Origin of the sequence: Streptomyces sp. NPDC046909 (assembly GCF_040644695.1) — a bacterium.
Taxonomy (GTDB): Bacteria; Actinomycetota; Actinomycetes; order Streptomycetales; family Streptomycetaceae; genus Streptomyces.
In genome coordinates this window covers 378,721-392,499 of sequence record NZ_JBEYXC010000002.1, presented here as the reverse complement: position 1 = coordinate 392,499, position 13,779 = coordinate 378,721, and the positions used below count along the sequence as shown (strand labels likewise).

The following is a 13,779-nucleotide window of genomic DNA, read 5'->3' as shown; positions in this document are numbered from 1 at the left end:
TGCGGCGCCGTTCATCTTCGTACTTATTTGTGCGTAAATATGATCACAGTGGGGTGAGCTGATGATGGCACGCAGACGACAGGTGGCCCTGGCCCTGACCCTTACGGCCCTCCTGGCCGCAGGCGCCGCCTGCCAGGCCCGGCACCAGGAACCGCCCGACCGACCAGGCCGCCCGGCCCCGTCCGCCGACGGACCCCGCGGCTTCACACTCGTCGCCTCCGGTGACGTCCTCCCGCACAACTCGATCATCGACCGCGCCCGTTACGACGCGGGCGGCTCGGGCTACGACTTCCGTCCGATGTTCTCCGGTGTCGAACCGCTCGTCTCCCGCGCCGATCTGGCGCTGTGTCACATGGAGACCGTCTACGGCGCGAACGGCGACTACACCGGCTACCCGGCCTTCAAATCCCCGCCCGAGGTCGCGAAGGGCCTCGCCGCCACCGGCTACGACGGCTGCTCCACCGCCTCCAACCACAGCCTCGACGACGGCGCCGACGGTGTCCGCCGCACCCTCGACGCCCTCGACCGCGAGGGCGTACGGCACGCGGGCACCGCGCGCAGCGAGGACGAGGCGCGCACCGTGACGATGCTGCGCGCGGGCTCGGCGAAGGTGGCCCATCTCGCGTACACGTACGACACCAACGGCTATCCGCTGCCGCAGGGGCAGCCCTGGGCCGTCAACCTCATCGACGAGGGCGAGATCCTCGCGGACGCCCGCGCCGCCCGTCGGGCCGGCGCCGATGTGGTCGTCGTCTCCGTGCACTGGGGCACCGAATGGCAGGACGCCCCCGACGACCGCCAGCTCACGCTCGCCCGCTCCCTCACCGCGGCCCGCACGAACGGCCGCCCCGACATCGACCTCATCCTCGGCACCCACGCCCACATCCCGCAGGCGTACGAGAAGGTCAACGGCACCTGGGTCATCTACGGCATGGGCGACCAGATCGCCGGCGAGATGTACAACTACCAGGGCGTCCAGGACCCGCGCGGCAACCAGTCGACGATCGGACGCTTCACCTTCGCACCGCCCGCCAAGCCGGGCGGCCGATGGGAGGTGAAGAAAGCCGAGTTCATTCCGCAGCTGTTCGACATCGACGCGGGCCGGGTGGTGAACATCGATCAGGCGATCGCCGAGGGCGCCGAGCTGAGCGGGGTGCGCGACCGGATCCGGGACGTGGTGCTGAGCCGGGGCGCGGCGAAGGACGGCCTGACGATGGGGAAGTAGCTCAGCCGAAGGGGAAGTAGCTCTGTCGACGGGGAAGCGGCTCAGTCGGCGTCCACGTGGTCGAACGTCTTCAGCATCTCCTTCAGCACTCGCGCGCACGCCTTGAGCTCGGCCTCGGTCAGCTCACCGCCGACCTGCCGGTTCAAGGCGTGCTCGCGGTCGAGGATCGCCGTGATCACGGCCCGGCCCTCGTCCGTGATCCGGATCAGCGAGGACCGCTGGTGCGCGGGGTTGGGGATGCTCTCCGCCCAGCCCCGGGCCAGCGCGTCGTTGACCATGCGCTGCACGAACTGCCGGGTCAGCGTCATCATCCGGCCCATCTGAGGAACCGTCATCGGCCCGTACCGGTGCAGCAGCACGAGCACCGAGCGCACCCCGACGGACACCCCCTCGACGGCCTCGGCCTGCTCCAGCTTGCGCAGCCCGCGCCGGTAGAGGGCGCCGATCAGGTCGAACACCTCGCTGACGCGGTGGCCGAGTTCGTCGGGCGGCAGGGGTCCGTCGATGTCGTTCACCCGCCCATCATGACACCTGGGTTGCCAAAGTCGAGCGAGAATGACACCTTGGTTGTCATGACAGTTGCTTCGGAACTGAGCTACCACCCGTCCGCCGACGGCGACCTCGCCTACCGCGACACGGGCACCGGCGACCTCGTCGTCCTGGTGCACTCCGGATACGCCGACCACCGCGTCTTCGACGAGCAGATACCGGCGTTGGCGGTCGCGGGCTACCGGGTCGTCGCACCCGACGTCCGCGGTCACGGCTTCTCCGCCAACGCGAGCGAGCCCTTCCGCTGGGCGGACGACCTCGGCGGCCTGCTGCGGCACCTCGACGCCGGTCCCGCGGTCCTCGTCGGTCTGTGCATGGGCGCGGCGGTCGTGACCGACACCGTCCTCGAACACCCCGAGCTGGTCCGCGCGGTGGTCGTCTGCGGCGCCGGGACCAGCGCCTTCGAGTACACCGACCCCTGGACCCTGCAACGCGCGGGCGAGTCGGCCGCCCTGCTCGCCGCCGGCGACCTCGACGGCTGGGTCGAGGCCTTCGGCCGCAACGCCGCCGGACCCCACCGCACGGCCGACGAGGTCGCCCCGCACGTCGTCCGACGCCTCCAGGAGATGGCGGCCCACACCCTCTCCAAGCACACCCCCGACGAGCCGGACCGGCACACCCCACTCGCCGACCCCTGGTCGCGCGTCCCGCAGATCGCCGTACCCGTCCTCGCCGTACACGGCGCCCTCGACGCCTCCGACGCCATCGCCATGGCGGACCGCCTGGCCCGGACGGTGCCCGACGGCCGCTCCGTGACGATGGAGGGCGTCGGTCACTACCCGCACATGGAGAGGCCCGAGGAGTTCAACACGCTCCTGCTGGACTTCCTCCGGACTCTCTGAGAGCACGGTGACGGTCTCCCGTCACATGACGGCGTCGACGTCATTGACGTCGTGGTTCCGGCCCGCCGACGATGCACGGGGGGGTGCCGCCGCCGGGCGGAGGGGGAGACGATGTCGCGGAATTTCCGGCCGCGGGGGCGACAGGAGCCGGTGCGCGGGCTGGTGTACGTCGCGGCGGGCGGAGCGGGGATGCTCGTCGGGGCCGTGCTGGTCTTCATGGGGGTCTACGCACTGCCGCACGCCTATGCGGAGGACAGCGACGGGATGCCCTGGTGGGGACTGCTCGTCTTCATCGTGGTCCTGGTCGCGATCGGGGCGCCGCTGTTCACGGTGAGCCGGAACCTCGCCCGGACCGGCCGCCGACACCGCGCGCCGGTCCTGCCGGACCACGAGGAGCGACGGGCGGCCCGGCAACGGTCGCCCGTACGAGCCGATGGGCCGCGCGTCCCCCACGACCTCGGGACACGCGCGGTCCACGACCAGTTCGGCGACCACGTGCTGTATCTCCGGCCCTTCACCGCGGACGAGCGACTCGGCGAGTACTCCCAGATCCAGTCCGGGACGGTGGCCCTCCTGGTGTCCCGGCGCACGGAGGAGGAGCAACTGGCGCTGGCCTTCGGGTCGATCGGTCCGGTCGTCGCCATCGGCCGGCCGGGGGAGGCGCTGCCGCGGGTCGGCGCCCGGCGCCTCTACGTGGACGATTCGGTCTGGCAGGACACGGTCGCCGAACTCATGGTCTCCGCACGGCTGGTGGTGATCTGCGTCGGCGCGGGCACGAGCGCGGGCCTGCTCTGGGAAGTGGAGACCGCCTGCCGGACCGTACCTCCGGAGCGGCTGGTGCTGATCATCGCCGCGGGAGCCGACGAGTACCAGGAGATCCGCTCGCTGGTGGCGCCCCTCGTGCCGCGCGGGCTCCCGGACTACCCGCCGAAGCCCAGGAGGAACACGCTCGGCCAGGCCCCGTACGGGGAGTCCGCCGTCCGGGGCGCGGTCTGGTTCGACGGCGACTGGGCCGGACGCTTCGTGCGGTTCGACACCAAGGAGGCCAGGTACAACGGCTTCAGCCCGGTGGAGTCGGCCGCGGTGAACTGCCTCCGCCCCGTCTTCGAGCGCTTCCCGGGCAGCTGGCCGGGGACGGACGTCTTCCTCGCCCGCCGTCTGACCCGCCGCCAACGCCGCAAGGCGGCCCTGGTGCTGGGGGTCCCGCTGGCCGGCTGTCTGCTGGTCGTGCTGAGCTTCCTGCTGTAGACCCCGTCCGGGGTCACGGCACCACCGTCACCGGCCACCGCCCCGCCTTCACCAGCCGCACCGCCACCGACCCCACGATCCGGTGGCCGGCCTGCTCCGACGCGCCCACCACCACCGCGTCCGCCTTCAGCTCGTCCGCCGCCTTCACGAGGCCGCCGTACGGGTCGCCGCGGAAGGTGTGGAACTCCCAGCGCACGTCGAATATGCCCTTGTTCTGCTCGGTGGCCTGGCGGATCTGGGCGACCAGGTCCTCGGCGATCTCGTCCGTCGTTTCCGCGACCGGTGCGCCCAGTGCCGCGCCCGCCGTCATCACCGGCTGGACGTAGACGATGGCGAGCAGTGCGTGCTGGCGTCGGGCCAGGCCGCCGGCATATGCCGCCGCGCGGATCGACGACTCCGAGCCGTCCACTCCGACCACGATGACCTTCGGGCCGTCCGTGCCCCGCTCGAACTGGTGCGAGTGCTGTTCCGTCACGGCTGGAGGCTATCGGAATCCCCAGGTTGCGAAGCCGAGCGGGGCCTCCCGACGGGCGGGGAGGCCCGGCAGTTCCTACAGTCGGAACATGAGTGCCACCGTCGAGGCCGTACCGGCGAAGGACACCAAGGGCCCGATACGACGGCCCGGCAGCGGCTTCCTCAGCAGGGTGCCGGAGGGCTTCGCGGCCTTCTTCGGCGCCCTCGGGCTGCTCTGTCTGCTGCTCGCCCTCATCCCTCCGCTGCGCCGGCTCCTGCGCCCCGTCGTCCGCCTCCTCGACCTGCTCATCGTCCCGATCAGCGCCAACCTCGCCTACGCCGTCTTCCTCTTCCTCCTCGCCGGCGCCACCGCGGCCCGCAAGAAGGTCGCCTGGTGGCTGGTGGTCGTCTATCTGGGCCTGCTGATCCTCGTCGACGCCCTGGGCGTGGCCGTCGGCCTGTACGTCGACTCCATACCGTCCCTCGTCGTGTGCGGACTGGCTCTGGCGCTGCTCGTCGTCGCCCGGCGCGAGTTCTACGCCGCCTCCCGCCGCGCCGCCGTCCGCCGGGCCGTCCTCGTGCTGTGCGCCGGGCTGGTGCTGGGCATCCTGGCCGGCTGGGGGCTCGTGGAACTCTTCCCCGGCACCCTGCCCCGCGGCCAGCGCCTCCTGTGGGCCGCCAACCGGGTCTGCGGCGGCCTCGTCTCAGGCCGCTCCTTCGACGGCACCCCGCCCCGCCCCCTCTTCTTCTTCCTCGGCCTCTTCGGCGCCCTCGCCCTCCTCAACGCCGCCGCCGCCCTCTTCCGCTCGCAGCGCATGGAGGCCGCCCTCCACGGCGACGAGGAGGCCCGCATCCGCGCCCTGCTGAAGGCGTACGGCGACCAGGACTCCCTCGGCTACTTCGCCACCCGGCGCGACAAGGCCGTCGTCTTCTCGCCCAGCGGCAAGGCCGCCGTCACCTACCGCGTCGAGGCCGGTGTCTGCCTCGCCAGCGGAGACCCCGTCGGCGACCGCGAGGCGTGGCCGCACGCCATCGCCGCCTGGCTCGACGCGGCCCGCCGGCACGCCTGGGCGCCCGCCGCGATGGGCGCCTCCGAGGACGGCGCCAAGGCCTTCGCCCGCGCCGGACTCGGCGCCCTCCAGCTCGGCGACGAGGCCATCCTGAACGTGGCCGACTTCGACCTGGGCGGCCGCGACATGCGCGTCACCCGGCAGGCCGTCAACCGGGTCCGCCGTACCGGCGCCCACTGCCGTATCCGCCGCCACTCCGCCCTCACCGACGCGGAGATGGAGGAGATCGTCGACAAGGCCGACGCCTGGCGCGACACCGAGACCGAACGCGGCTTCTCCATGGCCCTGGACCGCCTCGGCGACCCCGCCGACGGCGACTGCCTCCTCGTGGAGGCCCTCGGCGAGGACGGCAAGCTCCTCGCCCTGCTCTCCTTCGTCCCCTGGGGCACCGACGGCATCTCCCTCGACCTGATGCGCCGTGACCGCAGCGCCCCCAACGGCGTCATGGAGTTCATGGTCGCCGAACTCTGCGCGGTGGCCCCGAAGTCGGGCGTGCGCCGGATCTCCCTCAACTTCGCCGTATTCCGCTCGGCCTTCGAGGAAGGCGCCCGCATCGGCGCCGGACCCGTCCTGCGCCTGTGGCGCCGCCTGCTGCTCTTCTTCTCCAAGTGGTGGCAGCTGGAGGCCCTGTACCGCTCCAACGCCAAGTACCACCCCGAGTGGTACCCCCGCTTCATCTGCTACGGCGAGACCGGCGCCCTCGCCCGCATCGGCCTCGCCTCCGGGATCGCCGAGGGCTTCGTCTCCGTACCGTCGCTGCGCAAACTCTGGGGAAAGGGGCACCCGAAGGCCGGGCCGCGGCCGGCCACCACCGAGGGCCTGCCGTCGCTGTCGGCGCTCGGCCTCGACGGAGGGGACGAGGCCGGGGCCGGCGGTCCGGACGCGGGTCTGCCCGAGCAGGCCCGCGTCCGGCACCGGAAACTGGACCGGCTCAGGGCCGAGGGCATCGACCCCTACCCGGTGGGAGTCCCCGCCCGCACCCACGCCCTCGCCGATGTGCGGGAAGGCGAGCAGGTCACCGTCGCCGGGCGGATCATGCGGGTGCGGGACTTCGGCGGCATCGTCTTCGTCACGCTGCGGGACTGGTCGGGGGACCACCAACTGGCCCTCACCCACGACGGAGTGGACCGCTTCCGCACGGACACCGACCTCGGCGACCACATCACCGCCTCGGGCACGGCCGGCGTCAGCGACAAGGGCGAACCCACCGTCTTCGTCACCTCCTGGCAGCTCCTCGGCAAGTGCCTGCGCCCCCTCCCCGACAAACGCCGCGGCCTCACCGACCCCGAGGCCAAGGTCCGCATGCGTTACCTCGACCTCGTCTCCAGCCCCGCCGCCCGCGACGTCGTCCGCGCCCGCTCCACCGCCGTACAGGCCCTGCGCCAGGGCCTCCTGGAGCGCGGCTACCTGGAGGTCGAGACACCGATGCTCCAGCAGATCCACGGCGGCGCCAACGCCCGCCCCTTCACCACCCACATCAACGCCTACGACCTCGACCTCTATCTGCGCATCGCCCCCGAGCTGTACCTGAAGCGCCTCTGCGTCGGCGGCCTGGAGAAGGTCTTCGAGATGGGCCGCACCTTCCGCAACGAGGGCGTCTCCTACAAGCACAACCCCGAGTTCACGATGCTGGAGGCCTACCAGGCCTTCGCCGACTACGACGCCATGCTCGACCTCACCCGCGAACTGATCCAGGGCGCCGCCACCGCCGCCTTCGGCGCGCCGATCGCCCGCAAGGACGGCCAGGAGTACGACATCTCCGGGGCCTGGCCGGTCAAGACCGTCCACAGCGCCCTCTCCGAAGCCCTGGGGGAGGAGATCGACGCCGACACCGACCTGCCGCGCCTGCACCGGCACTGCGACCGCGCGGGCGTCCCGTACACCGCCGACGACGGGCGCGGCGACGTCGTCCTGGAGATGTACGAGCGGCTCGTCGAGGAGAAGACCCAGCTGCCCACCTTCTACAAGGACTTCCCGACCGACGTCTCCCCGCTCACCCGCCAGCACCGTGACGACCCGCGGCTCGCCGAGCGCTGGGACCTCGTCGCCTTCGGCACCGAACTCGGCACCGCCTACTCCGAACTCACCGACCCCGTCGAACAGCGCCGCCGCCTCACCGCCCAGTCGCTGCTCGCCGCCGGGGGAGACCCCGAGGCGATGGAACTCGACGAGGACTTCCTCGACGCCCTCGAATACGCGATGCCGCCCACCGGAGGCCTCGGCATCGGCGTCGACCGGCTGGTCATGTTCCTCACCGGACTGACCATCCGGGAGACGCTGCCGTTCCCTCTGGTGCGCCGCCGCTGACGGTCCGTCATAGGCCGGGCGGGTGTTTTCCTGCCGCCGCACCGGTCAAGTCCTGGTGCGTCGCCCGTGATTCGGGCGACTGATGAGTCATGACGAAGGATCAGTTGCTCACACGGCTGCTCTCCCGGCGCCGGGCCCTGCTCGCCGGCGCCGCCGCTGCCGGGGCGGCCGGCACGGCCGGAGTGTTCGCGGCGACCACCGGCGACACCGCCGAGCGGCCCGTGCTCCCCGCCGCCGGCCCCCAGGCGCGCCGCCCGCTCAAACCCTCGGCCTACCGCCTCCAGCCCCTGACCGGATACGGCCCGCCGCGCACCGCCCCCGCCCGCACCCTGGTCCGCCACGAGCCGTTCCTGAAGGTGTCGGGACGCGGCCGCACCATGGTGCTGACCTTCGACGACGGCCCCGACCCCCGCTACACCCCCGCCATCCTGGACACCCTCGCGGAGTACGACGTCCGCGCCATGTTCTTCGTGTGCGGCGAGATGGCGGTCGACAACAAGGACCTGCTGGAACGCATGTCCGACGAGGGCCATGTCGTCGGCAACCACACCTGGACCCACCCCCTCCTCACCCGCCTGAGCCGCGGCCAGATCCGCTCCGAGATGGAACGCACCTGCGATGTCATCGAAGAGGCCTACGGCGAACGCCCCCAGTGGTTCCGCGCGCCCTACGGCGCCTGGAACCGCGCCGCCTTCCAGCTCGGCGCCGACCTCGGCATGGAACCCCTCGCCTGGACCGTCGACACCCTCGACTGGACCACCCCCGGCGCCCGCACCATCGTCGGCCGGGTCGAGAACGGCGCCGCCCCCGGCGTCGTGGTGCTCTCGCACGACGCCGGGGGCGACCGCTCCCAGAGTGTCCGGGCGCTGCGTGACTATCTGCCGCAACTCCTCGACTCCGGCTATCACATCACCGTACCGAGACGGCATTACGCGTAATCCGTGTTCCGGGACCGTCTGGTCGGGGAACGCTCAGCGGACCTCGACCAGACGGGCGAAGGCGACGACATTCCCGGCGTAGCCGCTCTGCTTGGAGAAACCGCCGCCGCAGGTGATGACCCGCAGTTCCGGGGTCCCCTTGGAGCCGTAGACACGGTCGCCCGGGAAGTTGTTCTTCTCGAAGACCTCGATGCCGTAGATCTCGAACACGGCCGTCTTTCCGTCGTTGCGCCGCACCTCGACGCGGTTCCCCTTCTTCAGGGCCCCGAGTCCGTAGAACACGGCGGGGCCCAGTTTGTTGTCGACGTGTCCCACGACGACCGCGGTGCCCTTCTCGCCGGGAGAGACCGCGCCGGTGAACCAGCCCGCCAGGTTCGGGTCCTCCGGCGGCGGCGCGCCCACCCAGCCGTCGGCGTCCAGACCGACGGGCAGGACCGGCGCGTCCACCTGGATCGCGGGGATCCGCACCCGCTCGGGCACCGAGTACGGCAGTGGCTTCGCGGACCCGGCGAACGTCCCGGGAACACGGCTGTCCGCCGCAGCGGCGGTCGCCGGCTGCGGCGGACCCACGTCGAACTCTCCCGAACCGTTCCGAATGAGAGCGAGGCCGGTCAGCAGCACAAGCGCTATCACGCCCCAAGGAGCGCGCCTTCTGCGCTGCTCCTCCTCCTCGGCCAGATCGGCCGTCCCCGTCAATTCGTGCATACGACAACGCTAGATATTGCTCGTGCATCCGGCGACGCGACAGCAGCGAACGGGTGGCCGCCATACCGGGGAGCGCGTTCCCGGTGCGCCATCCGAGTTGACGTCCACAGGAAATTTCTGACGGTCCGTGACCTGCGGCAATATCCGATTGTGTGCTTTTCGCTCGGCGTGTCCTCTCACCAGGACGGACCATCGCCGAAATGCGCCCGCGTGCACGGCATCTGAGGGTCTTTCTGGGAGGCGCTTTCTCGCCGATCGACCGGGGACCGTTCCCGGGGCGTCTTCCGCGGAGGATCACATGCGTACTACCCGTGCCCTGGCGGCCTCTGCCGCCGCGGTCGCCGTCGTCGGGCTCGCCGCCCCGACGGCGTCGGCCTGGAGCCAGCCGACCAGTGTCAGCGCCGCCCCGAGCGTCATCGCCCGCGGGGGCCAGCTGGTGCTCACGGTCAACGGCTCCGCCTGCCAGATGGCCGGCAGCACCATCAGCTCCAACGCCTTCCCGACCACCCAGCTCATCTCGCAGGGCGGCAACACCAGCACGTCCACCGCGACGGTGACCGTCAACTCGAGCGCCAACCCGGGCGCTTACAGCGTCACCACCACCTGCGAAGGCCAGACGAAGACGTTCAACAGCGTCTTCACCGTCATCGGCGGTGTCCGCGGCGGTCTCGGCGGCAGCACCTCCGCCGGTGCCACCCCGACCGACATGGCGATCGGCGGCGGGCTCGTGGCCGCGGCCGTCATCGGCGGCGGGCTGTTCTGGATGCGCCGCCGCTCGGAGAAGCGCATCTGATCTCCCCCTTCGGCGACATGTGAGCGCACGTGAAAGGCCTTCGCCCCGGTCCCTGGGAAGGGAGCCGGGGCGAAGGCCTGCTGCCGAGGGCCGACGGTCAGGTGCCGTCCTCCGAGGTGCGGCGGCGCGAGAAGTGGTACGCCGCCCCGACCGAGCCCGCGATCAGCGCGGCACCCAGCCCGATCTCCTTGAGGTCGAACCCGGCGACCGTGCCGCCCTCACCGGCGTGCACACCCCGGTACGGGTAGGGGTACGGGTTGGGATTGGGCGTCGGGTTGGTGCGGCCGGAGGCGATGGTCAGGCTCGTCGAACCGCTGACCCCGTCACAGGAGAACGTCACCTTGTAGACCGCGCCCGGTTTGGCGTCCCAGTCGACCACCGCGGTCGCCGACGAGCGGTTCCCCGGGATGGTGATCGTGTCGAACACCCCGGAGCTCACCGTCGCGGATCCGACGCAGCCGCCGTTGTCCCGGTCCAGTTGCAGGGTGACCTGGCCACCGGCCGCGATGGTCTGCGGCAGCACGCTGAAGCCGAACGGCGTGATGTTGTTGTCGCCCTTCGCCACGGCGGCCACGGCGGCCGGGGAGGAGAGAGCGAGGGCACTGACGCCCAGCAGAGCGGCCGAAGCTACGCGTATCGCGCGCATGGTGAATCCTCCGGGTCCCCGAGGAGCAGCTTGCGGACCTTTTCCGCTCGCGCCAGAAATGCACCTCGATGATCGGAACGCTAGGAAGGTGCGCACATGTGCGCGAACGCTGTCGGGCGAATGGGGCACAGGTGTGGGCCGCCCGGGGGACGGCGACGGCGTGGCAGCCGTCCCCCGGCGGTCCGTCAGGTGAGGGCGTGTCAGCCCTCGATGCCCGGGAAGAGGTTCAGGAACGGCTCCGCGGAGGCCGTGATGCCACGGCTGTAGGGCGCGTCGAAGTCCCAGATCAGGAAGAGCAGGAAGGCGATCAGCGCGGAGAAGATACCGGCGAGCACCAACTCGCGCGGCGTCCGCCGGATCTGGAGGGCCAGGACCATGCCGATGGTGACGACGGCCCCGCCGATCAGGCCGAACCACACCACCCCCGGCATCGTCGCCCCCATCGAGTTGATGCGGGAGGTGCGGGCCTGGTCGGCCGCGGCCACCTGGTCGACGAGCGGCTGGTAGGCCTGGGCCTGGAAGTCCGTCGCCGGCTCGTAGTCGGTGACGTCCCGGCGGAGCCGCTCCATCAGCTGCGCGCCGCGCTCGGTGACCTCACCGTGCTCGGCCATCGTCTTCCACTCGGTGTGCACGACGTGTCCGACATAGGCGTTGACATCCTCCCGAATACGGTCACGGACGTCGGGCGGATAGACCCGGACCCGCTCCGAGATCTCGTGCAGGGCCACCGCCTCCGCCTGCACGTGGTCCTGGGCCGCGCTGCGGCCCTCCCAGACGCCCGCGATGGCCAGACCCAGGACGATGGCGTACACCACGCCGATCCACATCGTCATGTACTCGATGACGTCCGGGGTCTCGCTGGGGTCCTCGTCCTGGGACGCCGCCTTGTGGCGGATGACGGAGATGAGGACCACCACGGCACAGGCGGCCAGCATCGCGAGGGTGAGAACAAGCCATTCCGGCAAGAGAGGCCTCCAGAGATCAGCGCGGACGCAGCGCGGCGACGGCGGCCACTGCGGGCACCGTGATGAGCAGGACGAAGGTCAGCGGCGAGGTGCCGTGACGGGCGGCGCGGCGGGGCGCCGGGGCCTTGTAGGCCGGGTAGTGCACGGGCTCCGCGGCGGGGGGTGCGGGGGGTGGGGTGGGTTCGGGTGTCGGCGTGGGCGTCGGGCTTGGGCTCGGCGCGGGTGGCGGCGGCGCGGGTACGGGGGCCGCCGGCCGGGGGGCGGGAGGAGCCGGCTCCGGTGTCGGCGTGGGAGTCGGTGCGGGTGGGGGCTTAGGCGTCGGTTTCGGCGTCGGCGTGGGCCTCGGCTTCGGGGGTGGTGTCGGTGACGGTTCGGGTGGGCAGGTCGGCGTCGGAGCCGGTGTCGGCGTGGGGGAGGGGCTCGGCGAAGGCGTGGGGCAGGGCGGGGGCGTCGGCCAGGCCGGGCTTCCGGCGACAGCCACCGCCTTGATGCCGTCCGGCCCGGTCGAGACGGAGGCGCAGGCGTCGGCCGCCGCCGGGTTCGCCGGTACGCCGACGGCCAGCCATGTCAGTGTCAAGAGCAGCAACACCCGTATGGCCGGGGCGTATTGGGTCGGTTCGGGTCGCAGCACGACGGAGATCATGAACCCAGAACGCGCCCTCCCGCGCCCGAGTACCGGGGGATTGCCCCGAACGAGTGAGCGGCCCCCTACACAGGTTCCGGAAAGAAAAATGTGCCCTCGTTGAACACAACAGCCACTTCCGTCCGTACCCATGGCCGTGCGGCAGCGCAGAGGGCGCTGCAACACCCGTACGACTTTGGGGAGTTGACGATGAAGACCTCCTGGCGGAGCGCCTCACTCGTGGCGAGCGCTGCGGCGGTGCTGGCGCTGACGACGGCGTGCGGCCAGGAAGCGGCACCATCCGCGAGCAGCCAGAACGTCGGAGCGACGGCCGCGGCCGGTGACTACGGCAACGCGGGCTCCGGTATCGGATCCGGCTACGGCAACGCCGGCGCGAGCCCCTCGGCCGCCGCGTCCGCGCCCCAGGCCAGCTCCGCGGGCAAGCTGGCCGTCGTCACCAATCCCGAGCTCGGCAAGGTGCTCACCGACAGCGCCGGGCTGACCCTCTACCGCTTCGACACGGACACCGCCGAGCCGCCGAAGTCCAGCTGCGACGGCGACTGCGCGACCACCTGGCCGCCGGTGCCCGCGGACGACGCCACGGCCGGCGAGGGCATCGACAAGGCCCTGCTCGGCGAGGTCACCCGCACCGACGGCAGCAAGCAGCTGACGATCGGCGGCTGGCCGGCGTACCGCTATGTGAAGGACGTCAACGCCGGGGACGTCAACGGACAGGGTGTGGGCGGCAAGTGGTACGCGCTCGCCCCGACCGGCAAGAAGGCCTCGCTGAGTTCGCTGCCCGGTCTGTCCACCCGTGAGGACCCGAACCTGGGCGAGATCGTCGTCGACAAGAACGGCATGACGGTCTACCGCTTCATCAAGGACGTGGCCTGGCCCGACCCGATCTCGAAGTGCACCGGAGCCTGCCTGGAGAAGTGGCCCGCCGTGGGTCCGGTCGAGGCGAACGACACCAAGGGCGTCCAGAAGAAGGGCCTGATGAGCTTCACCCGGCCCGACGGCGTCAAGCAGCAGACCGTCAACTGCTGGCCCATCTACACCTTCTCCGGCGACAAGGAACCCGGGGACACCAACGGTCAGGGCGTCGGCGGCACCTGGTACGCCGTGGCGCCCGACGGAAAGCCGGTCGGCGCGAAGAAGTAGAGGTCACCTCCCCAGGGCTGACCGCCCCACCCACCCGTCATGAGGAACCGCGGAAGGGAGGCCCGAGGCAGCAGCGGAGTGCCGGAGAGCACACACCGCGCACGACCCGTCGGCCCGCCCCCTGTGCACCGCACGCAGGGGGCGGGCCGGTTTGCCTTGTTTCAGCGGGACTTGGGCATGCTCCAACAGGCACGTGCCGCAGGCAGTGACCGGGAACGGACGGTCAATTTCCGGTTCCGCTCGCTCCTTTGGCGG

The 13,779-nt window shown here is 71.3% G+C and carries 14 protein-coding genes; 7 read left to right on the top strand and 7 right to left on the bottom strand.

Features of this window, described 5'->3' with window-relative positions:
- Positions 1-61 precede the first annotated feature (61 nt).
- Complete coding sequence (locus ABZ928_RS05990) at positions 62-1,225, top strand: CapA family protein (RefSeq protein ID WP_361515289.1); 1,164 nt, start codon at positions 62-64, stop codon at positions 1,223-1,225.
- Positions 1,226-1,266: 41 nt separating this feature from the next.
- Here the strand turns inward: ABZ928_RS05990 and ABZ928_RS05985 are convergent, their stop codons facing one another.
- Complete coding sequence (locus ABZ928_RS05985; RefSeq protein WP_361515288.1) at positions 1,267-1,740, bottom strand: MarR family transcriptional regulator; 474 nt, start codon at positions 1,738-1,740, stop codon at positions 1,267-1,269.
- A gap of 57 nt (positions 1,741-1,797) precedes the next feature.
- On the opposite strand from ABZ928_RS05985, the gene ABZ928_RS05980 reads away from it, so the two are divergent.
- The gene (locus ABZ928_RS05980) at positions 1,798-2,616 is read left to right on the top strand and encodes an alpha/beta hydrolase (protein WP_361515287.1); all 819 of its coding nucleotides are present in this window, start codon (positions 1,798-1,800) and stop codon (positions 2,614-2,616) included.
- Positions 2,617-2,766: 150 nt separating this feature from the next.
- Positions 2,767-3,864: a hypothetical protein gene (locus ABZ928_RS05975; protein ID WP_361515286.1), complete on the top strand. Its 1,098-nt coding sequence runs from the start codon at positions 2,767-2,769 to the stop codon at positions 3,862-3,864.
- A gap of 13 nt (positions 3,865-3,877) precedes the next feature.
- Here ABZ928_RS05975 and ABZ928_RS05970 read toward each other — a convergent pair whose 3' ends face one another.
- Entirely contained in the window at positions 3,878-4,339 is a 462-nt protein-coding gene (locus tag ABZ928_RS05970; protein ID WP_361515285.1) for a universal stress protein, read from the bottom strand.
- An 88-nt stretch (positions 4,340-4,427) separates the two neighbouring features.
- Here ABZ928_RS05970 and lysX point away from each other — a divergent pair, with 88 nt between their 5' ends.
- Both lysX and ABZ928_RS05960 read left to right on the top strand, forming a co-directional pair.
- A complete protein-coding gene (lysX, locus tag ABZ928_RS05965; RefSeq protein WP_361515284.1) occupies positions 4,428-7,694 on the top strand; it encodes a bifunctional lysylphosphatidylglycerol synthetase/lysine--tRNA ligase LysX in 3,267 nt (1,088 codons plus the stop codon).
- Between the two features lie 89 nt (positions 7,695-7,783).
- A complete protein-coding gene (locus tag ABZ928_RS05960; protein ID WP_361515283.1) occupies positions 7,784-8,632 on the top strand; it encodes a polysaccharide deacetylase family protein in 849 nt (282 codons plus the stop codon).
- A gap of 33 nt (positions 8,633-8,665) precedes the next feature.
- Here the strand turns inward: ABZ928_RS05960 and ABZ928_RS05955 are convergent, their stop codons facing one another.
- Complete coding sequence (locus ABZ928_RS05955; RefSeq protein WP_361515282.1) at positions 8,666-9,337, bottom strand: class F sortase; 672 nt, start codon at positions 9,335-9,337, stop codon at positions 8,666-8,668.
- 298 nt (positions 9,338-9,635) lie between these two features.
- Between ABZ928_RS05955 and ABZ928_RS05950 the strand changes: the two genes are divergently transcribed.
- On the top strand, positions 9,636-10,130 hold the full coding sequence (locus ABZ928_RS05950) for a hypothetical protein (protein WP_361515281.1): 495 nt from the start codon (positions 9,636-9,638) through the stop codon (positions 10,128-10,130).
- 97 nt (positions 10,131-10,227) lie between these two features.
- On the opposite strand, the gene ABZ928_RS05945 is transcribed toward ABZ928_RS05950, so the two are convergent.
- From ABZ928_RS05945 to ABZ928_RS05930, 4 genes are all read right to left on the bottom strand, one after another.
- A complete protein-coding gene (locus ABZ928_RS05945; protein ID WP_361515280.1) occupies positions 10,228-10,776 on the bottom strand; it encodes a hypothetical protein in 549 nt (182 codons plus the stop codon).
- A gap of 200 nt (positions 10,777-10,976) precedes the next feature.
- The gene (locus tag ABZ928_RS05940) at positions 10,977-11,741 is read right to left on the bottom strand and encodes a DUF4239 domain-containing protein (RefSeq protein ID WP_361515279.1); all 765 of its coding nucleotides are present in this window, start codon (positions 11,739-11,741) and stop codon (positions 10,977-10,979) included.
- 16 nt (positions 11,742-11,757) lie between these two features.
- A complete protein-coding gene (locus ABZ928_RS05935) occupies positions 11,758-11,886 on the bottom strand; it encodes a hypothetical protein (protein ID WP_361515278.1) in 129 nt (42 codons plus the stop codon).
- Between the two features lie 166 nt (positions 11,887-12,052).
- Positions 12,053-12,307 carry a hypothetical protein gene (locus ABZ928_RS05930; RefSeq protein WP_361515277.1) on the bottom strand — a complete coding sequence of 85 codons (255 nt, stop codon included), beginning with the start codon at positions 12,305-12,307 and terminating at the stop codon, positions 12,053-12,055.
- 266 nt (positions 12,308-12,573) lie between these two features.
- Between ABZ928_RS05930 and ABZ928_RS05925 the strand changes: the two genes are divergently transcribed.
- Positions 12,574-13,524, top strand: coding sequence for an SCO0930 family lipoprotein (locus ABZ928_RS05925; protein WP_361515276.1), 951 nt, complete (start codon positions 12,574-12,576; stop codon positions 13,522-13,524).
- The last annotated feature ends 255 nt before the right edge of the window (positions 13,525-13,779 follow it).